Here is a 24,682-nt window from a genome sequence, read left to right as displayed (position 1 = left end):
AAAACAGCGTTTATGACCTGTATATTCGGTATTTTGACGTTACCTCGCTGTAAAGGCAGCAGGTGTTCGATAATTTTGAATTGCGATTTTGTGATTTCCATAAACGCAGATTTTATCAAAATTAGTGTTAACAGGCCCTAGGGAGAGCAATGTGTAGCGTATTCGATGTGGAAGACGATGCTGGAATCGAGCGCTTTCTCCGTGAGTACGGCGTTCGCCACCCTGACCGCATGATCTTTGGCCGTCGCCGCAGGCCCACTCAGCAGGTTTCCATTGTTGCTGCCAGGCACGGCGCGCCGGAAGTAGAAAGCGCCATCTGGCACCTGTATCTTGAACGGGACGGGGAAAGCTGGAAACCACACCGCAAATACTGGTCCATCAACAGCAACTGGCAAAAACTGGATAAGCGGCCCGAATATCGCAAATCCCGCTGCCTCATTCCCGCCACCGCTTGGGTGGAAAGTCTGCACGGCAAGAACCCCGTTGAATTTAGCTATGGCGAACCTTTTTTCTTTTGCGGCTTGTATAAGACCTGGGGCGACGTGTTGAGCTGTTCCATCATCACCATTGCGGCCCATCCCAGGACCAGGAAATATCACGACAAATCCTTGCCCATGGTGGCGCCGGCCGATCAGGACTTTGTGCAGGACTGGCTCAGCGGGGGAGAGGACACCGACTCCTTTGAACCCTACCTGCATCCGCATATTGAATACGCCGGTCATCCACTGTCGGTGCGGCCGGTGGAAAGGGCGACTTCTACGCACTACACCGGCGAGCCGCTGGACCTTTCCTGATTTCATTTCACCTGGAGCGCGGACTCGTGGACGCGCAACTGAAACGGCTGCTGGACCGCGCCTACCCGGACCTGAAAAGTCGCCTGCACCTGCCGCTGCTGGCACAGGTGGTGGCCGTCAGCGACCCCCCGGCGCAGCCGCAACTGGCGGACGCCTATCGGCCACGCTTCGCGGTGGATGTGCAGCTGTTGGACGAACAGGGCCAGCCGGACAGGGCCGTGCCCGTGTTTCGCAGCGTGCCCCTGCCACTAGCCTATGCCGGCAACGAACGGGGCCAGTTCGGCTTTCCGGAACCGGGCGCACTGGTGGAGCTCGCGTTTGCCTTCGGCCGGCCGGACCAGCCGTTTATCCGCACCCTGCTGGGCCGCCATATGGGCCTGCCAGCGCTGGATCGCGAGGAATCCCTGTAGCAGCAGAGTGAAGCGGTGCGGCAAAAAGTGGATGCCAACGGCCACTGGAGCCGCGACACACACGGCGATATTCGCGAGACGGCACTGCAGCGGAAAGACTCAGCCGCGGAACACCTGGCCGATTACGACAGCGAGCACAAACAGGTACGCCAACACTCGCTGGAAGAGATCGCCGGGTTGAAATTAATTGAAGCACTGGGCGCGCTGCGCCTGCTGAGCGGCGGCACCGCCAACCTGTCCGCGCTGGACAATTTAAACCTCACCACCGCCAGCGATCTCAACAGCATCGCCGCGCGGGATCTGAAAGAGCATGTGGGCAATATCGCCGAGCGGATCGCCAAACTCAAACAGGTGATCAAGGTGGAGGACGGCGGCACCATCTGGCTCGGCAATGCATCCGACAATGTACTGCAGCTGCTCAGTGATTTGATCGGGGTGGTCAAAACCCTCGCCGAGGATTTGGCCACCCACAAGCACCTGGGCGTGACGGCAGGCAGCGGCACAAGCCAGGCGCCGGAAAGCGCCAGCACCTACACCTCGGCCGGTAGCGACATCGAGGGGATACAAAGCAAACTCAATGGTATAAAGGCGTAAACAAGGAGAAAAATCATGGTCAAGGAATTAATAGAGTTACCTATCTATATCCAGGTGGTATTGGCTACCGGCTATCGGTCATTCGGTGGCTCGGCAGGGATTCAGGGAAGGGGAGCGAAAGGACGAATTGCTATACGGTATATTGGTCTACGGCCTGATTGGATGGCTGGTGTTTTACTATGTACTGAACCTGCGGAGCGGATCTTATATTCTCGCCAGTCTGGCTGCGGCCCTGTCCTGCTGGGTGACAGGATTGCTTTGGCGGGGCTGGGGACAGCGCTGGTATTTTGAACTGCTCTACCGGGCCGGACTCACCACCGATAACGGCCAGGGGGCATTGTGGAACCGCTTGCAGCAGGACACCCGAATATCCCCCACGCAAGTGGTTGTCACCCTGCTGGACGGAACCAAGCTCAGTTGCGATTCTGTGCAGGAATTTGACGACGCGGCTGTGCCGCTTTATGAAACCGATCGGGCCGGCAACATCGCTCTTTATGTGAATCTAAAGAAAAAACCGGACTGGGAAGACTGGAAAGCGGTAGAGTCTGTGCGCAGTAGCAGCTGGGGAGACAACCTGACCTACATCCCCAGCCGTGAAGTCAGGCATGTGGAAGTGCGCTACCTGAAGAAAAAGCGTTAATCCTTATCGGGTGTTGGCTTGTCGGATTCCTGTGGTTTTTGTTCGTCATCAGGCTTTTGGCCCCGGTTTGAATACAGGTCCTTGTCGCCGTTATCATCGTCATCGATCATCGAAGTTTGAAACCGCTTTCTATTTAAAGGCACAATGATGTCTCCTTGAGTTACCCGTGTTAGCAGGTTGGTCGCGCGACTATGCTAACACGGGTTTTCTTTTTTATTTGAGAGTCGAGCATTCTGCTGTTCGATTAATTTTGAATAATAATGGTTGGAGAAATTAAAATGCGCCTAGCAAATCCGCCAATAGAAATTGATGAGGATGATTCGTTTAAAAATGACATTTTCGAGCGAAGGAGTTGTGGGCAAGCATTATTGAATTTTGTCACCAAATCTGAAAATGAACTTGTTATCTCGTTGGACGCCAATTGGGGAGAAGGAAAGACAACATTTGCAAAAATGTGGCAGGGAATGCTGTCCAAAGAAAAAATTCCAAATATCTATATTGATGCCTTTGCGAGTGACTATTTAGATGACCCATTTATCACAATTGCTGGTGCGGTAAACTCTTATTTGGAAAAAAATAAAATTAAACTTAAAGATAAGAGTGAAGAGTTTAAAAGGCAAGCAGCAAACATCGGAGCAAAATTAGCCGGCGCCACCACAAAGATGGCAATAAAAGCTGCTACATTAGGCGTAGTTGGTGACAGTGAAATCGAAGCTTTAGGTGATATTAAATCGGACCTTGCCAGAGGCGTTTCAAATGCTGTTGGTGACTTTATTGAAGAAAGGCTGACCTCACACGCTAAAGATATTAAAACGCTGGAGTCTTTTAAGAGTTTACTTTCTGAGTTGCCATCCCTATTGAGCCCAGAGAAAAATAAACCACTCGTTATCATTATTGATGAGTTGGATCGGTGCAGGCCAAACTATGCTGTGGAGATTCTGGAAAAGATAAAACATCTATTTTTAGTTAAGAATGTGGTCTTTTTATTGGTCATGCATAAAAAGCAGCTTGAGCAATCTATTAAATGTGTATATGGGGATGCTATTGAAGCGCAAGCGTACCTGCAAAAATTCATAAATTTTGAACTGTCACTCCCAAAAAATAAAGGATGGCCCGACATTGCAGACACCAGTAGGTACAATAGATATTTATTTGATTGGTATAGAATAGATGTAGGAAATCAATTTGACGAATTTATACATACGATTGATGCTTTAGCCGATTATTTTAATATTTCGTTGCGACAATTAGAAAGAGCTTATGCCAGTCTGTCTGCATATTATGCCTCTGCCAGCGAGTCTGAATACAAGCCGATGGGTATAGTTATATTTTTATGTGTTATTAAGGTCACAGATATAGATCTATTCAATGAGCTAATGCTTGATGAAATCAATTTTGCCGAATTGTCTAAGAAGTCTAATTTTTCTGGGGAGAATATATCTAGTAAATGCGATCCCGGTAGCATACTTTTTCCACTAGTGAAAAAATTAGAATATTTCATAGACGATGTTAATGAAGTGGGTGGCTCAGGAAATCTTGATAAGATTTCTGCAACTGGCCTGGAATTAAAAGCACACCAAGTTGCTGCAGGAGATGTTATCCCATATATTGCCAGAAGATTGAACCTTTTAAAATAAACTGTGCGATCTCCAACAATTGTTGGTTTTCTATTTTCTTAGCTTACACGGCAAAGTCTCTGCTTTGCCAATACCATCTTCAGCTTGTGACCGAAATCCTTGGTTCGGTCAAAGTTCTGCCATTAACAACTCATAAGTGAGTCATAGTACTGTGCGGCTTGACAGTGCACTGCTGGTCTGGCCTATACTGTATTTTTGTACAGTATTCGCAAGAGGTATCGCGATGCGGCCCAGGACTATTATTATCGATGGAGAGCCGGTAAAGATCCGCCGCTTTCGGCTGGAGCGCTATGACCGGCAACCCATGTATGAGATCCAGCTGTTGAATTACCTGGAGTTTTACGGCACCTATTCTGCCGCGGTTGGGTGTGATTTGCGTGTCGCTATATTGGATGGTCTGAATCATCGCCGGGCGGTGATTCAGGAAATGGAGCTGGTGCAAGAGCTCAGAAAGAGAGCTGAAGGTAAGGAGAGCAATGTGTAGCGTATTCGATGTGGATGATAGCGCCGGTTTAGAGCATTTTCTGGAGCGATACGGTGTAAACCACCCGGAGCGCATGATCTTCGATCGTCGTCGCAGGCCCACTCAGCAGATTTCCATTGTTACTGCCAGGCACGGCGCGCCGGAGGTGGAAAATGCAATCTGGCACCTGTATCTGGAACGGGACGGGGAAAACTGGAAACCACACCGCAAATACTGGTCCATCAACAGCAACTGGCAAAAACTGGATAAACGGCCCGAATATCGTAAATCCCGATGCCTGATCCCCGCCACCGCCTGGGTGGAAAGTCTGCATGGCAAGAATCCCGTTGAATTTAGCTATGGCGAACCCTTTTTCTTTTGCGGCTTGTATAAGACCTGGGGCGACATGTTGAGCTGTTCCATCATCACCATCGCGGCCCATCCCAGGACCAGGAAATATCACGATAAATCCCTGCCCATGGTCGCGCCGGCCGATCAGAACTTTGTGCGGGACTGGCTCAGTGGGGGAGAGGACACTGCCTCCTTTGAACCCTACCTGCATCCGCATATTGAATACGCTGGTCATCCCCTGTCGGTGCGGCCGGTGGAAAGGGCGACTTCTACGCACTACACCGGCGAGCCGCTGGACCTTTCCTGATTTCATTTCTTTTCATTGCATTTTGCCGCCAGCGGTGCGGGGTTATCACGCCGCCAAATCTAACAAGTCCAGAAAATTCAAATACTTAACTAAGTAGCTGACGCTAAACCCAACAAAAATGGAATCCCCAAAAGGCCCGGCGATCACTCCTCCCCACGCCTGCGCGTTTTGCGCTTTTCTTTAGCCAGCGAAATTGGAAAACACCGCAAACCTCCACCAGCCGTGGGCTGTAGCGATTTTCCGGATTTCACAAATTGAAGAAAAATGAAGAGTTTTGAAAAAGTTTTTCACAGCCAAAAATGACCGGCAGCCAATAGCCATGGGGTTTTCCTGGCAGTAATGGAGTGTCCTATCGTAGGCGGTTCTCTAACCACACTCTAAACCAACTCGGTGTTGAGTAGATGCCTTTGAAGAGGGCTTTGTAAGTACGTGTGGGGATATACAGGTATAAGGCTAGCGGCTGCGTTTAAACAGGCGACACTTGCGGGACAACGCTAATTAAGACAAAAGTTAAACACTTTTGCCATGAGATGTAGATTAATTAGCAAGGTTTAGATAGGGGAATTCATTGCTGTAGCGTTTAGGGTTGTTAATATAATCTGTCATAGGTACCCCTAAATAAGCTGATAAGACGACATCTGTTGGGTCATCATTAAGTGGTCGGCCACCTTGTGTACCAATACCGTATTTTGCTGTCGTGCCAACTTTATAGGCAAGTACATCAGGTGTGAGTTGTTTCGCTAGGGTATTGGCATAGTCGGTAGGGTCTTTTTGTCCGCCAGCGATTGATACAGCGCGAAACACATTATTTGAAATGGTGGCTTGATGCCTTTGATCCCCATCGGGACGATGTTGATCATGTTCTAAACGAACCGTGGGTGAGTCCCAAAGAAACATATAAGGGACTAACACATTGCCCATACGATTAATTTGAACCCACATATTATGATCAGATTCTTGTGTGGCGGTTGTTCCATAAACATACACAGTTTCTGGTAACAATTTATTGGGGATCTCTACTACAATTGCGCTAATGCGAGCCTCATCAAAGATATCTTTTTCTGTTTTTTTAAAGGCATTTTTATCGAGTTTTCCGTTATTAATTCCTTCATGAAAACTACCAAAGTCATAGGCATCGACAAAGTAAGGTTCGATCACACGACCTGACCAAATTTTAATGCCATTATCGAGTGTCAGTGTGCTACCCACTTTACCTGTGGTAACTAATTCGCCTCTATCACCTATTTTTGCATTGGGGTTATCTATTGAGCCGACTCGCATTTGCTCGCCATCAAATTGAAACGTATAGGTTGAGCCTTTTTTGATATCAGGCTGTGTTGCAATATGGATATTGTATAAACCATCAGAACCAAATGCTGTAGCTGGTGTTAGGTTGGCGCTATTTCCTCCTTTACCTGGTGCGGAGGGGTTAGCGGTTAAAATAAAAACTGTGGATGCTTTGTCTGCTGATTCAAACACAAACACATCGCCAATATTATACTCTGGATATTGTTTTACCAGGTCAGATTGAAAGTGATGAGCAGTATTTGCCAAGATGGAAAATGCCATAAAAACAATAAGTAATACATGTTTCATAGTATGTATCCTTACGTAGTGGGAGGGGTATCTATTCAGTATTAACTAAATGATGGTTATTGCAAGCCCATTACGAGCAAGTCGTATTTTGTTTTATAAACAGCGAATAATGATGGAAGTATGAATTAGAATGTAAGCGTCGACAGTTTAAATTTAGTCGCTAGCCTTATACCTGTATATCCCCACACGTACTTACAAAGCCCTCTTCAAAGGCATCTACTCAACACCGAGTTTGTTTAGGGTATGGTTGGACGACCGCTTAGGTTCCATCTGATTTTTTGTGCGTGAAGTTAGTCTACGTCGCACAGCATTAATTAATACAGCCAAGCTAAAACTCGTAGGGCGTTAACGGTTAACGGGCGCCCTACTCGACCTATTAAATGCCAGTTTAAGGATGTTCTTAATTTTGCGTTGACACTTTGGCGGTTTTTGACGTCAAACGAGAATATTTATCAAGAAATAAAAAACCCGCGAAAGCTAGCACTGACGCGGGTTTGGAGATGGTGCCCAGAGGCGGAATCGAACCACCGACACGGGGATTTTCAGTCCCCTGCTCTACCGACTGAGCTATCTGGGCCGGACGCGGTCGCCGGGCTTGCCGGGCGTTGCGAGGCGCGTATTAAACCCGCTCCTTTGGGCCGAGTCAAGCCCTTGATTGCTCGACGGTTTTTGGTGAGTGAGCCTTCACTTTTGGTCGCCTTCACCGGCTTCCGGTGGCACATAGCCCTCGGCTGCGTCATAGGCTTCGCCACTGAGGAATTTGCCCATCTGCTCACCCAGATAGGCGCGTGTGGAGGGCTCCATCATATTGAGGCGTTTCTCGTTGATGAGCATGGTTTGGTGCGCCAGCCACTCCTGCCAGGCCTGCTTTGATACATGTTCAAAGATGTCCTGACCTTTGGGGCCGGGGAAGGGCGGCGCCGACAGGCCCTCCAGCTCCCGCTGGTATTTGCGACAGAAGACGGTTCTGGACATGACGTTATCCCCTAGTTTGGCTGGCGAGTGTCTGCAGTTGTCGAACAAGCCCGACCACCGGTGCCGGCAGGCCCAGTTCCTGCGCCGCCCGGGGGCGGTTGAGCTGGCGCAGTTTATACCAGCTGCCGGAGTGCTCGGCCACCTGCGCCGGCACTGAGGCCAGCTTAACCCACAGGGGGCTTATATCCAGGTGGAAATGGGTAAAGGTATGCCGCAGTTCCGGCAGGGGGTGAAGCCGGGCAATTTTCAGGCCCTGTGCACCCAGCCATTGGCGTACTTCGTCCTCACCACCGCCGTCAAGTTGCGGTGGTGTCCAGAGACCACCCCAGATACCTTGCGGAGGCCTCTGCTGTAAAAACAGCGCACCGCTGTGCTCCAGTAGCAGCATGATGGTGCTGCGTACCGGTTTTTCTCGCCTGGGTTTCTTGCCGGGAAACTCCTGTGGATCGCCGTGTCGGTGTGCCTGGCAGTGGGTGGCCAGTGGACAGTCGCCGCAGCGGGGATTGCTGCGGGTGCAGAGGGTGGCGCCGAGGTCCATCATGGCCTGGGTGTAGTCCCCCCCTCTGGTGGCGGGCGTATACTGCTCCGCCAGCTGCCAGAGTTCTCTCGCGACTGCCGTCTGTCCGGGCCAGCCGGCTACCCTGTGCAGGCGGGCCAGTAGTCGCTTGACGTTGCCATCCAGAATCGGCGCTCTGAGCCCCATACTGATACTGGCGATGGCACCGGCGGTGGAGCGGCCGATTCCCGGCAGTGCGATCAGGTCTTCCAGGCTTTCCGGCAGGGCCCCACCATGTGTGGACACGACGACCTGTGCGCACTTGTGCAGATTGCGCGCGCGGGCATAGTAGCCGAGGCCGCTCCAGTGGGCGAGCACGCGATCCAGGGGTGCTGCGGCCAGGTCCCCCAGCGTTGGGAAACTGCCCATGAAGCGTTCGAAATAGGGGATGACGGCGCTCACCTGGGTCTGCTGCAGCATTATCTCGGATACCCAAACCCGATAGGGGTTGAGGTCTTGCTGCCAGGGCAGGTCTTTGCGACCGTGCTGGTCGAACCAGGTTAGCACCCGGTGCTGAAATTGTTCTGGGGACATGACTGCTGGGGTTGTTGGCGGTGGGCTTGAGCGAGTCTGCCAGTGTAACAAAAGTGGGGGACAATGGGACCGCCCCCCGGATCTATGGCCGGCGATCAATCGCGCCGGAAAAGGCCCTTGAGCCTGTCTTTGAGTTCGTCGACTTTTTCCTGCACTTTGCGGCCGTATTTTTTCTCCGCCTTGTATTTCAGCTCCTCGCGAACCAGATCGTCCAGGCGGCGGCTGTCCGGTTTGCAGCTGCCGATACCGGCATCGTCAAAATTGCCCTTGCAGCGCAGCGGCAGCGGGCGGTTGCGCCAGCGGTCATTCTGTACGGAACAGCCGTCGGCGGAGGTCTTCTGGCCCGCCAGCGCAAGGCCGAGGGCAAAATCAAACTCACTTTTTTGCAGATCCAGACTCCCATCTCCAGACATGGCGATATTCTCAATACCGCCCTGGATTTCGCGGACCTGCACTTGTGTGCCGTCGACGGCAATATTGGCGCGCAGGTCCTGCAGGCGGGTCTGCGCTGGCCACTCCCTTTGGGGCAGTGGCGATTTCTCGACAAGGCTGACCAGCTGGCACATGCCCCTTTCCAGATTGAAGGGTGCCAGGGCCAGCTGGTCGCTGGAGACTTGTATGGCGGCGCGCAGCTGCTCCTGCAGTTGTGCCGTGTCGGCGCCGTGGGTTTGCGCGGTCCAGTTGACGCTGGCGCTGCCGGACAGTTTTACCCGTTCGCTGGGAAACAGGGCCTGTTGCAGCCTGGCGAGTTCGACACCGGTCAGGCCGCCGCTGACGCTGGTCTCGGCGGACTGGGCGCGGGCATTGAAGGTGCCATTGGTATTCAGTTCACCGCCGTAGAGGCCGGCGGAAAGTTTCTGCAGGCGGTAGAGGCCATTGTCGATGGTCAATTGCAGCTGGGGCCTGTCCAGCTGGATATCGAAGGCCCGCAATTGTTCCATGCCCAGGTCGATGTTGGCGTTGAAGCCGCGCATGGCGGTCAACGGCAGCGGGACTGGCTCCGGCTCCGCTGCCGCAGGCGCCGGTTCCACAGGTGCTTCCGCCGGCTCCGCCGATGCCTCCGCAGGGGGAGGCGGCAGGTAATTATCGACTATCAGCGCACCGCCGCGCAGGGTGAGATCCAGTCCGGGCATGTCCGCATTGCGCAGCTGGGCGCTGCCGGTAAATTGGGTTTCGTCGAGCTGCAGTTGCAGCGGGGTCAGCTCGAGTTTCCGCCCGGTACCCTCGATGCTGGTTTCGAGACTGAATTTCTGCAGGGCTGTATCGCTGCGGACAGACAGGCCTGTGCCCATGATATCCAGCCAGGGACGCAGTGGCTCGGCCTCGGCCTTGAGGTTCAGCTGCATCCGCCAGGGCGCGTCGGGGCCATTGCGGCGCAGGTGGCCCCGCAGGGAAACCAGGGCCGCCGCCGGACCACTGGATACGCTCAGCTGCAGGGGCTGCAGGCGCAGGCCCCTGATGCCTTCGTCCAGGGCCAGGGTGCCGTTCAGCTCCAGGGTAACAGCTTGTTGCAGGGCGCTGCCGCTGACCAGGGCATTGGCGCTGACCTGCCCCGGCTCGCCGCCGGGCACCAGGTTGTCGGCGGTCAGGCGCAGTTTCTCGACGGTGTACTGGGTTTCGCTGCCAGCGTCACTGTAACTGACGCGGCCGTCTTCGATGCGCAATTTGTCCAGCGCCAGCTGTAGCTGCCGGTCGCCGGGTCCGGATTTCCCGGCGGGTACTTGGAGCTTCGGGGGTTCCTCTGCCGCGCGGCTCTGCTGCTCTTCCACCGCCTGGGTCAGCTGCTGCCAGTTGCCGCGCCCGTTTTTATCGACGGTCAGTTGGATTTGCGGCTTCTGTAACAGTATTTCCTGTGCTTCGATGCGCTTTTTCAGCAGCGGCATCAGCGCGACCCCGACGGCGATGCGATCCGCTTTCACCAGTGGTTGATCGGGCTGGGCCAGGGGCGCCAGTTGAACGCCGTCCAGCTGCAGGGCCAGGTCCGGCCACAACTGCCAGCCGATATCGCCGTCCAGTGCCAGTGCTATGCCGTGCTTGGCAGCGAGCTGTTCGAATTGGGGTTTGTACCTGTTGACATCGATACCCGCCAGCAGCCAGGCGACGGCGCCGGCCAGTAACAGGAGAACGATAAGCAGGGCGGTGGCGGTGCGCTTGATCCAGGCCATGAAGCTGCAAGTCCCTATGGTTGATCCGGTAGGGCCGGGCCCTTGGGCGTCGGCTGGCGTCTATTTAGGCGCCGGGCTTATGAGTGTTGTGACGGCACTATTGTAGGAGATATGGTCACTATGCCAAGGCTGTTGTGATTACCTGCGGGGAACGATTTTAACGGATGTTTAACAGGAATGTCCGGAGTGCAAATCGAGCGCGTGGCTGCTGGATTTGTCGTGACGGGTTCGCGGAAGGCTCCGCGAACCCGGGTTGAGGAAAGCCAGGGAAGGCTTTTTCAACAAGCTGCCAGGGCACCGACAACCGTCAACCAACCAGGCAAACCCCGGGTGATTGACGGCGGCAGTGGAGAACGGCGGGGATCAGAACCTGAAGCGCATACCGGCCTCGATACTGCGGCCCTGCTCCGGCGCAAAGTCCCGCAACAGTGAGGTTGAATTGCGAATTTCCTCATCCAGCAGGTTGCGCGCACTGGCAAACAGCACTGCGTTGGTATCGCCGAGCTGGAGGTTGTAATTCGCGGTCAGGTCCATGCGTGTGTAGCCATCGGTGGGTTCCTCGAAGGCGCCGGGGTGATCCTGTTTAAACGCATAGGTGGTGCGCCATTCCCAGCTCAGCTGCTGGTAGTCACCACCCAGGGCGATACCGGTGCGCAGTGGCGGCATGCGCGGAACATCGTCGCTCTGCCCGGCGACGCTGTCCGCGAACTGGGCCCGCACGCTGTCGCCGAACAGGGTCAGGTACAGAGATTCGCGCAGTGGCAGGCGCACCGACGCTTCGGCACCGTAAAAGGTGGCATCGCGATTGGTGTAGGCGTACACCGGCAATTCGCTTTCCTCATCCTCGAGGCCGGTATTGAGGGCGTAGATATAGTCGCTCACGCGGTTATAGAACAGGTTCACTTCTACCCGCGCGGCGTGCCAGCCGGCCGCCTCTTCGTTGTGGTGGTGGTAGCCCAGTTCCAGGTTGACGGAGTTCTCGGCATCCAGTTCGCTGTTGCCGACGATGTATCTCGCCTCTGCCAGGTGTGCGCCATCGGCGAACAGTTCCTCTGCCACCGGTGCGCGCTCGGCACTGGTGAGGCCGAGACTGATATGCTGGTGTTCGGCGAGGAAGTACTGGAGGGCGGCGCTGGCGCCGAGTAGATTGAAGTTGCGGTCACTGCCCAGGTCCGGGTTTACCTCCACCCGTTCCAGGCGGCCCCCCAGGTCCAGGTGCCAGTTGTCCCAACTGCGCTCTTTCATCGCGAAGGCGCCGGCGCTGGTGGTGTTGGAGGGCTGAATAAAGGCCTCTTCACCGACGGCGGCAAAATCCTTGTCCGTCAGCTGCAGGCCATAGGCGCCGCGCCATTCACCGCCGTCGTCGTGGGTCACTTCGATACGGCTCTCCCAGGCTTTATTGGTGAAGCGGGTGCCGGGCTCCCCATTCTCCAGTTCCACGTGTTCATAGTCGTTGTAGCCGACGCGTACGCTGAGCTTGTCCCAGTAGTCGCTGTCGAAGCGGTGTTCGCTCTTCAGGTCGTAGCGGGTCTGGGCCAGGTCGATACGCACGGATTCGGGGCCTTCCTCCTCATGGGCCTCATGTTCCTCCGGGGTTTCACCGGCGTGCTCCTCTTCGTGCTCATGCTCGTGCGCGCCCTGGGGAATGCCGTAATTGTTTTCCAGCCGGTTGATGGAAAGGCCGACAAAGCCGCTGTCGGTAATCCAGGAAAGACCGCCGCTGGCACTTTGGGCGCGGCCGTTGGTATTGCCCACAAAGCCATCGGTGTTGAACTCTTCCTCGTGCTCTTCCCCGGCGTGATCCCCATCATCATGGTGCTCTTCGTCGTGTTCGACAATCGCCAGCCCGGGGATGCGGGTGTCGCCGTTTTCCCGGTAGACGCCGTCCAGGTACCAGGCCAGCTGGCCGGCACCGCCGTCCAGGCGGAACACACCGGCATCCTGGTCGTTGCCGCTGTTGTGGCGCAGCTCCAAAGCACCGGAGGTCTTCTCCGGCAAGCGGGTGGGAATACGGCCGTCAATGACGTTGACGACACCACCGATGGCACCGCTACCGTAGCGCAGTGCGGCGGGGCCGCGCAGGATTTCAATGCGCTCGGCCAGCAGTGGTTCTATGCCAACGGCGTGGTCGGAACTGGTGTTGGAAGCATCGGCCACATCCAGGTTGTCGCTCAGAATCTTGACCCGGTTGGCACTCTGGCCGCGAATAACCGGCAGGCCGACACCGCCCCCAAAGGAGGCGTTGTGCACACCCAACTCGCTGTTGAGGGTGTCACCCAGGGTTGCGGATGCCCTGTCCCGCAGCTTGTCTCCACTGAGTACCGAAACCGGCGCAGCTACCGCATCAGCGGGCTTGTCCAGAGGGGAGACGGTTACATTGACTTCTTCCAGTACCTCGCTCTGGGCGAAACCATAGGGCACAGTGAGGGCGCCGGCGATTGCCAGGGCCAGTTTGCTGTAATTTTTCATCGGTTCTGTTCCTGTTACACGGCTGCGGGCAATTACTATTAGGTGCAACCCGGCAGACCGGAAATCCAATTTCGGGATTGTTGGTTTTTTACTGGTGTAACAGGAAGGCGGGCGGCGCGCGGGCACTCTGGCGCTCTGGCTGGCTGTCGCTGGCAACAGGTGCGCTGTGGCTAAAGGGGGTCAGGGGCGCGGCCGCAGGGAGCATCCGGTATTCGCTGCCCAGAGTGGCCGGCATATGGTTGAAGCAAATATCGCACAGTTCGTGGGCGGGGTCGGCGAAATGGATGTGCTCCGCCAATACCGGCTGTGCCGTGATCAGTGCGACCAGCAGTAGCAGGCTCGCCCAGATGGGCGTTCTTTGACGGGGGTGCTTTACCATGCGCGGTATCTTAATCAATCACCCGGTCGAATCAAGTTTCATCCGAGACAATCGGGTCACAGGCGCTGTGATTGGACCTATAATCCGCACCTTCTATCGCAAATGACGGGACGGCTTGGACGGCCCGCAAAACAGGATGCAGCTCATGCGCAAGGCCAGCGTCAACCGCGACACCCTTGAAACCCGGATTCAGGTCAGCGTCGATCTGGACGGTACCGGTCGCGGCCGGTTCGATACCGGGGTGCCCTTTCTGGAACACATGCTGGATCAGGTAGTCCGTCACGGCATGATCGACCTGGACATCAGCTGCAAGGGTGACGTGCATATCGACGACCACCATACGGTGGAGGATATAGGCATTACCCTGGGCAAGGCTATCGCCGAGGCGGCGGGGGACAAAAAGGGTATGACCCGTTACGGCCACAGCTATGTACCTCTGGACGAAGCTCTGTCCAGGGTGGTGGTGGATTTCTCCGGCCGGCCGGGGCTGGTAATGAATGTGCCTTTTACCCAGAAGCGCATCGGCAACTTCGATACCGAGCTGTTTTTTGAGTTCTTTCAGGGCTTCGTAAACCACGCCCTGGTAACGCTGCATATCGACTGTCTGCGCGGGCACAATGCCCACCACCAGGTGGAGACGGTCTTCAAGGCCTTTGGCCGCGCGCTGCGCATGGCCCTGACTCTGGACCCGCGCATGGCGGGCGCCACGCCTTCCACCAAAGGTGTGCTCTGACCATGCAGAGGATTGCTGTGTTGGATTACGGTATGGGCAACCTGCACTCGGTGGTCAGTGCTGTGAAGCGGGTCGCGCCGGAGGATGAGGTGGTGTTGGCCGGAGGACCGGACCAGGCCGCTGGAGTGGACCGCCTGCTGGTGCCGGGAGTGGGTTCCATCGGCGCTTGCATGACGGGATTCCGGCAGGCGGGGTTCGAGCCTCTGCTGCGCTCGGCGATCGAGGCCGGTCTGCCTGTTCTGGGGGTCTGTGTGGGTATGCAGATCATGATGCGCCACAGCGAGGAGAATAATGGAGTCGACTGCCTCGGCATTTTTCCGCAGCCGGTAAAGTTTTTCGGTACCGGACTGAGCTCGGAGGGTGCGCGTCTGAAGGTGCCCCATATGGGCTGGAACCGAGTGCGCCAGGTTGTTGACCACCCTCTGTGGCAGGGTATCGACGACCAGAGCCGGTTTTATTTCGTACACAGTTATTATGTACCGGCCGGGGGCAACAGCGCGATGGTGGGACAGGCCGACTATGGTATCCAACTGGCCGCGGCAGCGGCCCGGGGCAGTCTTTTCACCACCCAGTTTCACCCGGAAAAAAGTGCCGGTGTGGGCCTGCAGCTACTGAAGAATTTCGTCCACTGGGACGGCGCTGTCTGATAGCCGGCAGCGAGCGGATCAACCCTATTCTACCGTCAACCATAAAGATTCAAGATGATAGTTATTCCCGCGATAGACCTTAAGAACGGCCAGTGTGTACGCCTGCGACAGGGGGAGATGGAAGAGGCTACGGTGTTTTCCGACGATCCCCTGGGCACTGCCCGGCACTGGGTTGAGCAGGGGGCGCGCCGGCTCCATCTGGTGGACCTGGATGGCGCCTTCGCCGGCAACCCGGTCAACGGCGAGGTGGTCACCGCCATTGCCGGGGCATTTCCGCAGTTGCCGGTGCAGATCGGTGGTGGAATCCGCGATCTGCACACTATCGAACATTACCTCGACGCCGGGGTTAGCTGGGTGATCATCGGTACCGCTGCGGTGAAGGATCCGCAGTTGGTGAAGGACGCCTGTCGGGAGTTCGAGGGCCATATTATTGTCGGCCTGGACGCCAAAGATGGCCTGGTTGCCACCGAGGGCTGGGCGGAGGTGTCCAGCCTGCAGGCGACAGAGCTGGCGCGGCGCTTTGCCGACTGTGGTACCAGTGCCATTGTCTACACGGATATCGCCCGCGATGGCATGATGCAGGGGGTCAATATCCCCGCGACCCTGGCGATGGCGCGTGCGGTTCAGGTACCCGTCATCGCATCGGGCGGTGTCAGCAGTATGGGGGATATCAAACAACTGCTGGAGGCCGGGGAAATCTACGGGGCAATCACCGGCCGCGCGATTTATGAGGACAAATTGAATCTGCGCGCGGCCCAGAGCCTGTGCGACGAGTGGGGAAAATAAGCGTGGGTCTCGCGAAGCGCATCATTCCCTGCCTGGATGTGGACGCCGGCAGAGTGGTGAAGGGGGTCAATTTTGTCGGTATTCGCGATGCGGGGGATCCGGTGGAAATCGCCGCGCGATACAACCAGGCCGGTGCGGACGAAATCACTTTTCTCGATATTACGGCAACCCACGAGCGGCGCGATACCACGCTGCACACGGTTGAACGGATTGCGTCGCAGGTATTTATTCCCCTCACCGTCGGCGGGGGTGTACGCAGCTTGCAGGATATCCGCAACCTGCTGAATGCCGGCGCGGATAAAACCGCAATCAATTCGGCGGCAGTGAAAAACCCAGAGCTGGTGCGCGAGGCGGCAGAGCGTTTCGGCAGCCAGTGCATTGTTGTCGCAATTGACGCCAAGCAGGTGGCGGGTGAGCGCTGGGAGATTTTTACCCACGGCGGCCGCAAACCCACCGGTATCGATGCGGTGCAATGGGCGCAGAAGATGGCGGACCTGGGTGCCGGGGAAATACTGCTCACCAGTATGGACCGCGACGGTACCCGGAGCGGGTTTGACCTGGCACTGACACGAGCGGTGAGTGATGCAGTAGCGGTCCCGGTCATAGCGTCCGGCGGTGTCGGCGATCTGGAGCATCTGGCGGAAGGTGTTTTGCAGGGCGGTGCCGATGCGGTGCTGGCGGCAAGTATTTTTCACTTTGGCGAATACACTGTGGGCGAGGCCAAGCGCTACATGCAGGCGCAGGGTATTGAAATGCGACTTAGCGGGCTGTTGGAAAAGTAGTTTTCAACAGCCCGCTAGACAGGCGGAGCGGTCTCAGCGGCTCTGCGTGTGTGGGTTTTTACTGTGCCGGCCGGCGAACAGGTGCACCACCGAACTGGAATTGTTTTCCTTTGCGCGGGGATCAAAGAGGGTGGTCAGCGCCTGTTCGGCTTCACTGCGACAGGGGTAGGGTCCGAAACAGCGGCCGCCGCGGACCTGAAAGTACCAGTCATCCCCAACCTTGTAGAAACGATCCGAGCGGGGCGGAATGGGTTGCCCCTCTTCGCCGTTGCGGTAGCGTTGCATTGACACCTTCCGTGGAATTGGGTGCGGACATGGCCCGCGCGGATTCCCTGTTGGTTATTCTCGACCCCGGCAGTTTCCCGCCCGTGGGGGTTGTATCACTGGCCCAAACGGGCGACCCGTTCGCGCTCCAGGCGATCGCGTTGGGCGTAGAGATTGAGCCCTTTCAGCACGTTGAGTGCCTCGAATATCTGGTTGTCGCGCCCGTACCAGTCCTCCCGTTGGGCCTTTTCGCGAGCGCGGTCCTCGGCGTTGCGCTCGGCACCGCCGTTGCCATTGTCCAGGTGCCCGGCCAGGTCCGCCTCGGTGGTGCGGGAGTCCGATGGCAGCCGGGTGACCTTGACCCGTTCCACCTCGATATCGGGGTTGATTCCCTGGGCCTGAATGGACCGGCCATTGGGGGTGTAGTAGAGGGCGGTGGTCAGTTTGATGGCGCGGTCCCGGCTGATGGGAATCACCGTTTGCACTGAGCCTTTGCCAAAACTGTCGGTGCCCATCACCACAGCGCGGCGGTGATCCTGCAGGGCGCCGGCGACAATTTCCGCCGCCGAAGCGGAGCCGCCGTTGATCAGCACCACCAGGGGTGTGCCGTCGCTGAGATCGCCGGGCTCCGCCGAGTAGCGCAGATTGGAGGAGTCGTTGCGGCCTTTGGTGTACACCACCAGGCCCTCTTCCAGGAAGGCATCGGCCACTTCCACCGAGGCCTGCAGCACTCCGCCGGGGTTGTTGCGCAGGTCGAGGATCAGGCCCTTCAGCTCGCGCTCGTCGCGTAGCTTTTTGAGTGCCCGAGCCAGGTCGCGGCCGGAGTCGACCTGGAACTGGCTGATGCGAAGATAGCCGTAGCCGTCCTCGAGGAATTCACCGCGCACACTGGGTACGCGCACTTTGTCGCGTTTGATGGTGACCTGGAAGGGCTCCTTGTAGCCTTTGCGGGCTATGGTGAGGGTCACACTGCTGCCGATGGGTCCGCGCATGCGTTCCACGGCCTCTTCCAGGCTGACACCGCGCATGGACTTGCCGGCCAGGCGCAGGATGATGTCGCCGGATTTCAGGCCGGCGCGGGCGGCCGGTGTGTCGTCCATGGGGGTGACGACGGTGACATGCTCGTTCTCAATACCCACCTCGATACCCAGGCCGGCGAATTCGCCGGTGGTATTTGCCTGCAGATCGTCGAAAGATTCGCGGTCCAGATAGGCGGAGTGAGGGTCTAGACCCTGCAGCATACCTTTGATGGCGTACTCCAGCAGGGTGCTGTCGTCCACTTCCTCGATATAGCCCTGCCGGATCTGTTCGAACACCTTGGCGAAACTGCGCAGATCCTCCAGGGGCAGTCGGGTCTCTGCTGGTGGTGGCTGTTTGGCTGGGGCATCCCCTTCGCTAAGACCAATCAGCGGCAGCGCGGTGAGGGCAGCTGCGCCGATGACGGCGGCCAGCGTCTTGGGAGTTGGCATAACGGTTAGACCTCGGCCTTATTTGTTCGCTTCTTCGCCAAAGTGTAGACCTGGGAAAGAAGCTAAGTTTCCAACTTGACATGCCATTCTACCAACTTGGGATGGTGCGGCGGTATTGCCGGCTGGCGGGGAGGGGGCTGTACGGCGGGGCTCCGGGTCAGCTTCGGCACCAGATGGTGGGGTCCTGAGGCTGGCCGTCATGGCGGATTTCGAAATAGACACCGCTATCGCTCAGGCCGCCCGTATTGCCCGCGCGCGCGATAGTGTCTCCGGTCTCCACCCACTCACCGAGACTGCGGCTGAGCGACTGATTGTGACCATAGAGGCTCAAATAGCCATCGCCGTGGTCGAGGATGATCAGCATGCCCTGGCCGCGCAGATAATCGGCAAATACCACGCGGCCCCGGTGGATGGCGCGCACCGGTGTTCCCTCGCTGGCGCGGATGGTAATACCGGTCCAGGTGATGCCGTTGGCGCGGCGCTGGCCGAAGGCATTGGCCCGCCGGCCCTTGCTGGGCCAGTCCATGCGGCCCCGCTGCCTGGCGAAGGGCTGCTGGTGGTCGGGATCGATCAGGCTGGCGATAGCGCGGCCCACCTGATCCACAAGTTTTTGCAGGCGGTTTCGGTCCCCCTGCAGCTTCTGCAGCGCATTGTTCTTGTCGGCCAGGCGCAGTGTCAGTTGAGCGAGGGCGTCCTGACGCTTGCTGCGCGCCCGGCGCAGCTGCTGTTCGCGGATTTCCAATTGCCGCTGCTCTTGCGCCAGGGCGTCGCGCTCCCCCTCAATAGTGCGACTGAGGGTTCGCAGTTCACTGAGTGTATCGAGATAGTCGTCGATGACGCGGCTGCGTTCTTGGAGGAAGTATTGGTGGTAGCGGAGTTGGCGGGCGATGTGTTGAGGGTCCTGCTGGTTCAGGAGCAGTTTGATCTGCTCCTGTTTGCCGAGTCGGTAAGCGGCGGCGACTTCCTGTTCGACCCGCCGCTGCATACTTCGCCGGGACTGCTCCAGCTGCTGTCGCTCCAGCTCCAGCTGCTGCAGCCTGTCGTTGCGGCTGCGGGTGTCGCGTTTGATCCTGTCGATGCGCTGCAACAGGTCGGAGATATCCTTTTCACTGGTCTCCAGATCCTCTAGCAGTTGGTCGCGCTCATTTTTTACCTGTCGGAGTTCCTGCTGCAAAGCCTCGATGCGCTGTTTAACCTCGTCCAGGCGTTCCTGTTCGGTCTGGGCTTGCACAAACTGGGCCGGCGCCGCCAGCAGCAGGGCCAGCAGCGCGTACGGAAGCCTGCGCAGTAGCTGTTTCATCTTTCCCATTGCACCAGGCTCCGGCCAGTCATTTCCCCGGGCTGGGGCAGGTCCATCAGTGCCAGCATGGTGGGGGCCACATCCGCCAGGCTGCCGCCGTCGCGCAGGGTGAGTTTGCGCTGGCCTATATAGACAAGGGGCACCGGCAGCGTGGAGTGCTGGGTGCTGACCTGGCCGGAGGCCGCATCATACATCTCTTCCACATTGCCGTGATCGGCGGTAATCAATACCTCTCCGCCAGCGGCGAGGGCCGCGCTCACGACCCGTTCGACACAGTGATCCAGAGTTTCAACCGCCTTCACCGCCGCCTCAAAGACGCCAGTGTGACCGACCATGTCACCGTTGGCGTAATTGCAGATGATCACATCAAAGGCCCCCGCCTCCAGCGCCGCCACCAGCTTGTCGGTGACTTCCGGCGCGCTCATTTCCGGTTGCAGGTCATAGGTGGCCACGTCGGGGGACTTGATCAGTTCGCGGGTTTCGCCGCTGTAAGGGGCTTCGCGACCGCCGCTGAAGAAAAAGGTCACATGGGCATATTTTTCCGTTTCCGCGATGCGCAGCTGCGTCTTACCCAGCTGAGCCAGATACTCCCCCAGGGAGTTGGCCAATGCCTGTGGCGGGAAGGCGCAGCTGGCCTGGATGTTGGCGGCGTACTCGGTGGTCATCACGAAATCCGCCAGCTTGGGCTCAGCGGCGCGCTCGAAGCCCTGGAAATCCGGTTGGGTAAAGGCCCGGGTGAGCTGGCGGGCGCGATCCGGGCGGAAATTCATGAAGATCAAGCTGTCGCCATCGGCCACTGGCGCCGCTGCCCCCACCAGGGTCGGCGCGACAAATTCATCGTTTTCGCCCCGCTCATAGGCCGCTGCCAGGCCGGCCAGCGCATCCTCCGCATGGTGCGCGGCGCTGCCCCGGGTGAGCAGGTCATAGACAGCCTGGGTGCGGTCCCAGCGCTGGTCGCGATCCATGGCGTAATAGCGCCCCGCCAGACTCGCGATGCGGGCGATCCCTAACGAATCGCACACCTGTGTCAGACGCGCGATGGAGGCTTCGGCACTGCGGGGCGGGGTATCGCGCCCGTCCAAGAAAGCGTGCAGGTAAATCGCTCTGGCGCCCCGCTGGGCGGCCAGGGTGATCATGGCGACGATATGGTCCTCGTGACTGTGCACACCACCTTCGGACAGCAGTCCCATGATATGCACAGCACCGTTGTTGAGAATGGCCTTGTCCACCGCGGCGGTGTAGGCAGGATTGCGGAAGAAGTCGCCACTGCCGATGGCCTTATTGATGCGGGTGAAATTTTGATAGACCACGCGTCCGGCGCCCAGGGTCATGTGCCCCACTTCGGAGTTGCCCATCTGGCCCTGGGGCAGCCCCACCGCCAGGCCGGAGGTCTGAATCAGGGTCCTGGGCCGGGTTGCCCAGATTTCGTCCCACACGGGGGACAGCGCCGAGTGAATGGCGTTGTGCTGAGAATTGTCACTGTGGCCGAAGCCGTCCAGGATCAACAGGACCAGCGGGTGTTTGGGTGGGGACTGGGCGGCTGTCATGCGTGGAGTTTCCCAATGGCTGACTCAGTATGGGGACGCGGATTTTAACCTGTTTGACCGCCGTTGGTCAGGTGTAGTGGCGCCGGACCCAAAGATTCATTGGTTAAGAATTCGCCACAGTAGTGTATACTCCCGCCCTCTCCTGAACTGCGCAAGTGTCCGGGGGACAACAAAAGACACTGACGAAACTGGGGGCCGAGTGGATTTTTTCGTCTTTATAAGCGAGCAGTGGCTGCTGGTCAGCCTGCTGGTGATACTCCTTTATGCCTTTGCGCTGAATGAGCGCCGCAACGCCGGTATTCCCGCTTCGGTGCACGAGGTGACACGCCTGATCAACAGCCAGGGCGCACGGGTGCTCGATGTGCGCGACCGCGGTGACTATGACGCGGGCCATATTGTCGACGCGCTGCACATTCCCCACGGGGAGGTGGCCGGACGCCTAAATGAGCTGGCGTCCATGAAGGACAAGCCGCTGATAGTGGCGGACAAAATGGGCCAGCACGCGGGTGCGGTGGGGCGCGTCCTGAAACGTGAGGGATTTAGCGTGCGCCGGCTGCAGGGTGGCATGACGGAGTGGTCCACGCAGAATCTGCCACTGGTCAAGAGCTGACCGCAATTGAGAGCTGAAGTTAATGCAACCCGTTGTTATCTACACCACCCGTTTCTGCTTCTTCTGTCTTCGCGCCAAGCGCCTGTTGAACAGTAAAGGCGTGGACTACAAAGAGATTCCGGTGGATGGCGACCCGCGTTTGCGCGCAGAGATGGCCGCTAAGGCGGGCCGCAGCACTGTGCCACAGATCTGGGTGGGAGACCATCATGTGGGCGGCTGTGACGAGTTAATGGCGGCGGAGCACAGTGGACAGCTGGACAAACTGCTGCAGTCTCGGGCCTGAATTCCGCGGCAAATTGGCGCCAAATATCAACCCAGGCCTTGAAACGGTATTCAGAGGCCCCATTTGAAAGGCTCATACAGGGAGTCTTTCTCAGGGAAGACGGAAATAAACCATTGATTACCAACGACAGGCAGTAACATGGCTGAAGAAAAGAACGGTGCCGCGCCACAGGCTGAGGGTCCAGGCGTGCAGTTCGCGATGCAGCGCATCTATTTGAAAGACCTCTCCTTCGAAACCCCGATGGGCGTAGAAGTATTCAAGAAGCAGTGGAAACCCCAGGTGGGTCAGGAGCTGAATACTCAGACCGCCAAGATCGATGAAGATCTGTACGAAGTGGTTTTGACTCTCACCATCACTGTAAAGCTCGAGGAAGAGACTGCTTTTCTGGTAGAGGTAAAGCAGGCCGGCCTGTTTACCGTCAAGGGCCTGGAGGGTCAGCAGCTGGCTCAGGCGTTGAATACCGCCTGCCCCCAGATCCTGTTTCCCTATGCCCGCGAGGTGGTGGACAATGCGGTGATCAAGGGCTCCTTCCCGGCTTTGATGTTGCCGCCGATCAATTTCGACGCTCTTTTTGCTGCTGCCCTTGCCCAGTCGCAGCAGCAATCGGCAGATCAGGCGGAGTCGACCGAGGCGTAATTCGCTCAGGTCGTCGCACAGGAAGGCCCCATCGGGGCCTTTGAATGAAATCCCCAGCCAGCCTCTACAGCTCCCTCCCTGCATCAAATCATTGATTTCAATGAATTTTTAAATCTTCGTTATTGCCAGCTGTTGTCAGATTGATGCAGTTAGAGGCAAAATATTGCACCAGATTTGCACCAGCGGGTGGAATTAGTGGCGACATTTGCTCGAAGAGGGAAGACGTGGCGCGCTCAGGTTAGATTGCGCGGACATTCAGTTAGCGCAACCTTTGACTCTAAAAGACAGGCGCAAGAGTGGGCTCAAGACACAGAATACCAAATACGGCAAGAAGTGTATGGTAAGCCCCGTGCAGGGACTTTTGGCGACATTATGGAGCGCTTCGCTAAGTCAGTATCTCCCGGGAGGGCTGGTGCTCGACGGGAGGTTGGTAGGCTCAAACAACTTTTAGAGGATCCCATCTCTCAAATATTGTTATCCGACCTCAGAACTCAGCACTTTGCGGATTTTCGTGATCGGCGCCTCAACTCTATATCTCCCGCATCTGTAAATCGGGAAATCAACTTATTAGGTGCTGTATGCCGTTATGCATTACGGGAATGGCATCTCCTTGATCATCACCCAATTCAGGGGTTGGAACGTCCGCGTAACCCACGCCCACGTGATCGCCGTATCAGCGAGCAGGAGATAGCCCGAATCTGTGTAGCTTTGGATTGGCGGGAGGGGGCGCCTCAAACAAGCCGTCAGGAGGTTGCATGGGCATTTCTGGTAGCCTTGGAGACAGCGATGCGCCTAGGGGAGATACTGGCACTAACCCAGAATGATCTGAATTTGCAGGGCCGCTATGTCACCGTACAAACATCGAAAAATGGAGATAAGAGGCATATACCGCTGTCTCGACGAGCAGTAGAGCTATTTCGTATGGTAGAGGAGAGTCCCGGAGCATTTTTGAAGGTTGGGCGGGATATGGCAAGCACGCTGTTTTGGCAGGCTCGGAAAAATACTGAGATTGATGACTTGAGATTCCACGATACCCGACATGAAGCACTGACACGCTTGGCACGCAAGCTAGACGTGCTCGACTTGGCACGAATGGTGGGGCATCGAGATCCACGCTCACTGATGATCTACTACAATGCAACCGCCACAGAAATTGCTTCCCGTCTGGATTAGAGAGTGCCCCAGCTGACCTGATGCGAAATAGGCTCCACTCCAATAGTGCAAGCATCCGCTTCGCATGAAGAAATACATCAACCTAGGAAGCTAGCCAGCTGGCATAAGATTTCGAACACTCTCGCTTGTTCAGAAGTTTTAATATCGACCTACTTCTCGCACACGTAAAAGCCAACCCAGTCTGGAAAGTCACCGTAGAATACAAAATAATCCCGTTTACGAGTCAATCCAAGGGAGTCCAACCTTTTTGAAAGCTCGTAAGAGGCTTCACCGCCAAAATGGGGGCCAAATGACAGCAGCTCATCACTCTCCCCAAGTGGCTCAGTTGTTTCCATAACCTCAAGAACTTTTGAGGTTTCAACCTCCTTTTCTCTTAGGGCGGCTTTCCTAATAACTATTCCATAGTCTTTTGAAACACTGATTTTCAACCCGAAAACATCTCATATTTTGGTGTCGCTCTTTGAATCGGCATCCTATGTCAACCGCCTGAAGGCATCGCTGCCCCAGCGCCAGACAATGGCTTCGCTACTGTTGGTGCCGCTGGCATCAAAGTATATAGGATTCTCAGCGTCTTTTAGTCCG

26 protein-coding genes and 1 tRNA gene are annotated in these 24,682 nt (G+C 56.7%); 15 read left to right on the top strand and 12 right to left on the bottom strand.

Going from position 1 to position 24,682, the window contains the following annotated elements; translation table 11 throughout:
• Positions 1–149 precede the first annotated feature (149 nt).
• The 7 genes from AB1S50_RS03435 (at position 150) to AB1S50_RS03405 (ending at position 5,196) form a co-directional block, all read left to right on the top strand.
• Complete coding sequence (locus AB1S50_RS03435; RefSeq protein WP_367149020.1) at positions 150–794, top strand: SOS response-associated peptidase family protein; 645 nt, start codon at positions 150–152, stop codon at positions 792–794.
• Between the two features lie 26 nt (positions 795–820).
• Positions 821–1,204, top strand: coding sequence for a hypothetical protein (locus AB1S50_RS03430; RefSeq protein ID WP_367149018.1), 384 nt, complete (start codon positions 821–823; stop codon positions 1,202–1,204).
• Between the two features lie 15 nt (positions 1,205–1,219).
• A complete protein-coding gene (locus AB1S50_RS03425) occupies positions 1,220–1,798 on the top strand; it encodes a hypothetical protein (RefSeq protein WP_367149017.1) in 579 nt (192 codons plus the stop codon).
• Between the two features lie 85 nt (positions 1,799–1,883).
• The gene (locus tag AB1S50_RS03420) at positions 1,884–2,438 is read left to right on the top strand and encodes a hypothetical protein (RefSeq protein ID WP_367149016.1); all 555 of its coding nucleotides are present in this window, start codon (positions 1,884–1,886) and stop codon (positions 2,436–2,438) included.
• 278 nt (positions 2,439–2,716) lie between these two features.
• Complete coding sequence (locus AB1S50_RS03415; RefSeq protein WP_367149015.1) at positions 2,717–4,075, top strand: KAP family P-loop NTPase fold protein; 1,359 nt, start codon at positions 2,717–2,719, stop codon at positions 4,073–4,075.
• 223 nt (positions 4,076–4,298) lie between these two features.
• Complete coding sequence (locus AB1S50_RS03410) at positions 4,299–4,559, top strand: hypothetical protein (protein ID WP_367149014.1); 261 nt, start codon at positions 4,299–4,301, stop codon at positions 4,557–4,559.
• Entirely contained in the window at positions 4,552–5,196 is a 645-nt protein-coding gene (locus AB1S50_RS03405; protein WP_367149012.1) for an SOS response-associated peptidase family protein, read from the top strand. Before AB1S50_RS03410 ends, AB1S50_RS03405 begins: the two co-directional genes overlap by 8 nt.
• 537 nt (positions 5,197–5,733) lie before the next feature.
• On the opposite strand, the gene AB1S50_RS03400 is transcribed toward AB1S50_RS03405, so the two are convergent.
• The 7 genes from AB1S50_RS03400 to AB1S50_RS03370 all read right to left on the bottom strand — a co-directional run bounded on the left by AB1S50_RS03400 (position 5,734) and on the right by AB1S50_RS03370 (position 13,870).
• Complete coding sequence (locus AB1S50_RS03400; protein ID WP_367149011.1) at positions 5,734–6,792, bottom strand: DUF4331 family protein; 1,059 nt, start codon at positions 6,790–6,792, stop codon at positions 5,734–5,736.
• Positions 6,793–7,293: 501 nt separating this feature from the next.
• Positions 7,294–7,369 (bottom strand) — tRNA-Phe (locus AB1S50_RS03395).
• Positions 7,370–7,476: 107 nt separating this feature from the next.
• A complete protein-coding gene (locus AB1S50_RS03390; RefSeq protein WP_367149009.1) occupies positions 7,477–7,767 on the bottom strand; it encodes an oxidative damage protection protein in 291 nt (96 codons plus the stop codon).
• 4 nt (positions 7,768–7,771) lie between these two features.
• Entirely contained in the window at positions 7,772–8,857 is a 1,086-nt protein-coding gene (mutY, locus tag AB1S50_RS03385) for an A/G-specific adenine glycosylase (protein ID WP_367149008.1), read from the bottom strand.
• 95 nt (positions 8,858–8,952) lie between these two features.
• Positions 8,953–11,022, bottom strand: coding sequence for an AsmA family protein (locus AB1S50_RS03380; RefSeq protein WP_367149007.1), 2,070 nt, complete (start codon positions 11,020–11,022; stop codon positions 8,953–8,955).
• 363 nt (positions 11,023–11,385) lie between these two features.
• Positions 11,386–13,491 carry a TonB-dependent receptor gene (locus AB1S50_RS03375; protein WP_367149006.1) on the bottom strand — a complete coding sequence of 702 codons (2,106 nt, stop codon included), beginning with the start codon at positions 13,489–13,491 and terminating at the stop codon, positions 11,386–11,388.
• A gap of 88 nt (positions 13,492–13,579) precedes the next feature.
• Positions 13,580–13,870, bottom strand: a complete 291-nt coding sequence (locus tag AB1S50_RS03370) for a hypothetical protein (protein WP_367149005.1) — start codon at positions 13,868–13,870, stop codon at positions 13,580–13,582.
• Between the two features lie 145 nt (positions 13,871–14,015).
• Between AB1S50_RS03370 and hisB the strand changes: the two genes are divergently transcribed.
• Genes hisB through hisF form a run of 4 tightly spaced genes read left to right on the top strand, consistent with a single transcriptional unit; the run spans position 14,016 to position 16,818 of the window.
• Entirely contained in the window at positions 14,016–14,603 is a 588-nt protein-coding gene (gene hisB / locus AB1S50_RS03365; RefSeq protein WP_455363729.1) for an imidazoleglycerol-phosphate dehydratase HisB, read from the top strand.
• A gap of 2 nt (positions 14,604–14,605) precedes the next feature.
• Positions 14,606–15,250: an imidazole glycerol phosphate synthase subunit HisH gene (gene hisH, locus AB1S50_RS03360; protein ID WP_367149003.1), complete on the top strand. Its 645-nt coding sequence runs from the start codon at positions 14,606–14,608 to the stop codon at positions 15,248–15,250.
• 54 nt (positions 15,251–15,304) lie between these two features.
• On the top strand, positions 15,305–16,036 hold the full coding sequence (gene hisA, locus AB1S50_RS03355) for a 1-(5-phosphoribosyl)-5-[(5-phosphoribosylamino)methylideneamino]imidazole-4-carboxamide isomerase (RefSeq protein WP_367149002.1): 732 nt from the start codon (positions 15,305–15,307) through the stop codon (positions 16,034–16,036).
• Positions 16,037–16,038: 2 nt separating this feature from the next.
• Positions 16,039–16,818, top strand: a complete 780-nt coding sequence (gene hisF / locus AB1S50_RS03350; protein ID WP_367149001.1) for an imidazole glycerol phosphate synthase subunit HisF — start codon at positions 16,039–16,041, stop codon at positions 16,816–16,818.
• 33 nt (positions 16,819–16,851) lie between these two features.
• Here the strand turns inward: hisF and AB1S50_RS03345 are convergent, their stop codons facing one another.
• From AB1S50_RS03345 to gpmI, 4 genes are all read right to left on the bottom strand, one after another.
• The gene (locus tag AB1S50_RS03345) at positions 16,852–17,103 is read right to left on the bottom strand and encodes a DUF6316 family protein (protein WP_367149000.1); all 252 of its coding nucleotides are present in this window, start codon (positions 17,101–17,103) and stop codon (positions 16,852–16,854) included.
• Between the two features lie 95 nt (positions 17,104–17,198).
• A complete protein-coding gene (locus AB1S50_RS03340; protein WP_367148999.1) occupies positions 17,199–18,551 on the bottom strand; it encodes a S41 family peptidase in 1,353 nt (450 codons plus the stop codon).
• 157 nt (positions 18,552–18,708) lie between these two features.
• Entirely contained in the window at positions 18,709–19,860 is a 1,152-nt protein-coding gene (locus AB1S50_RS03335) for a murein hydrolase activator EnvC family protein (RefSeq protein ID WP_367148998.1), read from the bottom strand.
• Positions 19,848–21,398 carry a 2,3-bisphosphoglycerate-independent phosphoglycerate mutase gene (gene gpmI, locus AB1S50_RS03330; RefSeq protein ID WP_367148996.1) on the bottom strand — a complete coding sequence of 517 codons (1,551 nt, stop codon included), beginning with the start codon at positions 21,396–21,398 and terminating at the stop codon, positions 19,848–19,850. Before gpmI ends, AB1S50_RS03335 begins: the two co-directional genes overlap by 13 nt.
• A 199-nt stretch (positions 21,399–21,597) precedes the next feature.
• On the opposite strand from gpmI, the gene AB1S50_RS03325 reads away from it, so the two are divergent.
• From AB1S50_RS03325 to AB1S50_RS03310, 4 genes are all read left to right on the top strand, one after another.
• Positions 21,598–22,008: a rhodanese-like domain-containing protein gene (locus AB1S50_RS03325; protein ID WP_367148995.1), complete on the top strand. Its 411-nt coding sequence runs from the start codon at positions 21,598–21,600 to the stop codon at positions 22,006–22,008.
• 22 nt (positions 22,009–22,030) lie between these two features.
• A complete protein-coding gene (gene grxC / locus AB1S50_RS03320) occupies positions 22,031–22,291 on the top strand; it encodes a glutaredoxin 3 (protein WP_367148994.1) in 261 nt (86 codons plus the stop codon).
• 138 nt (positions 22,292–22,429) lie between these two features.
• Positions 22,430–22,927 carry a protein-export chaperone SecB gene (gene secB, locus AB1S50_RS03315; RefSeq protein ID WP_367148993.1) on the top strand — a complete coding sequence of 166 codons (498 nt, stop codon included), beginning with the start codon at positions 22,430–22,432 and terminating at the stop codon, positions 22,925–22,927.
• A gap of 372 nt (positions 22,928–23,299) precedes the next feature.
• Entirely contained in the window at positions 23,300–24,100 is an 801-nt protein-coding gene (locus AB1S50_RS03310; protein ID WP_367148991.1) for a tyrosine-type recombinase/integrase, read from the top strand.
• A 149-nt stretch (positions 24,101–24,249) separates the two neighbouring features.
• Here the strand turns inward: AB1S50_RS03310 and AB1S50_RS03305 are convergent, their stop codons facing one another.
• Positions 24,250–24,528 (bottom strand): hypothetical protein, encoded by a 279-nt coding sequence (locus tag AB1S50_RS03305; protein ID WP_367148990.1) that lies wholly within the window; start codon positions 24,526–24,528, stop codon positions 24,250–24,252.
• Positions 24,529–24,682: the final 154 nt, after the last annotated feature.

This window comes from Microbulbifer discodermiae (genome assembly GCF_040742695.1).
GTDB lineage: Bacteria > Pseudomonadota > Gammaproteobacteria > Pseudomonadales > Cellvibrionaceae > Microbulbifer.
The sequence above is the reverse complement of the archived record's forward strand: the minus strand, read 5'-3'. Positions and strand labels throughout refer to the sequence as shown.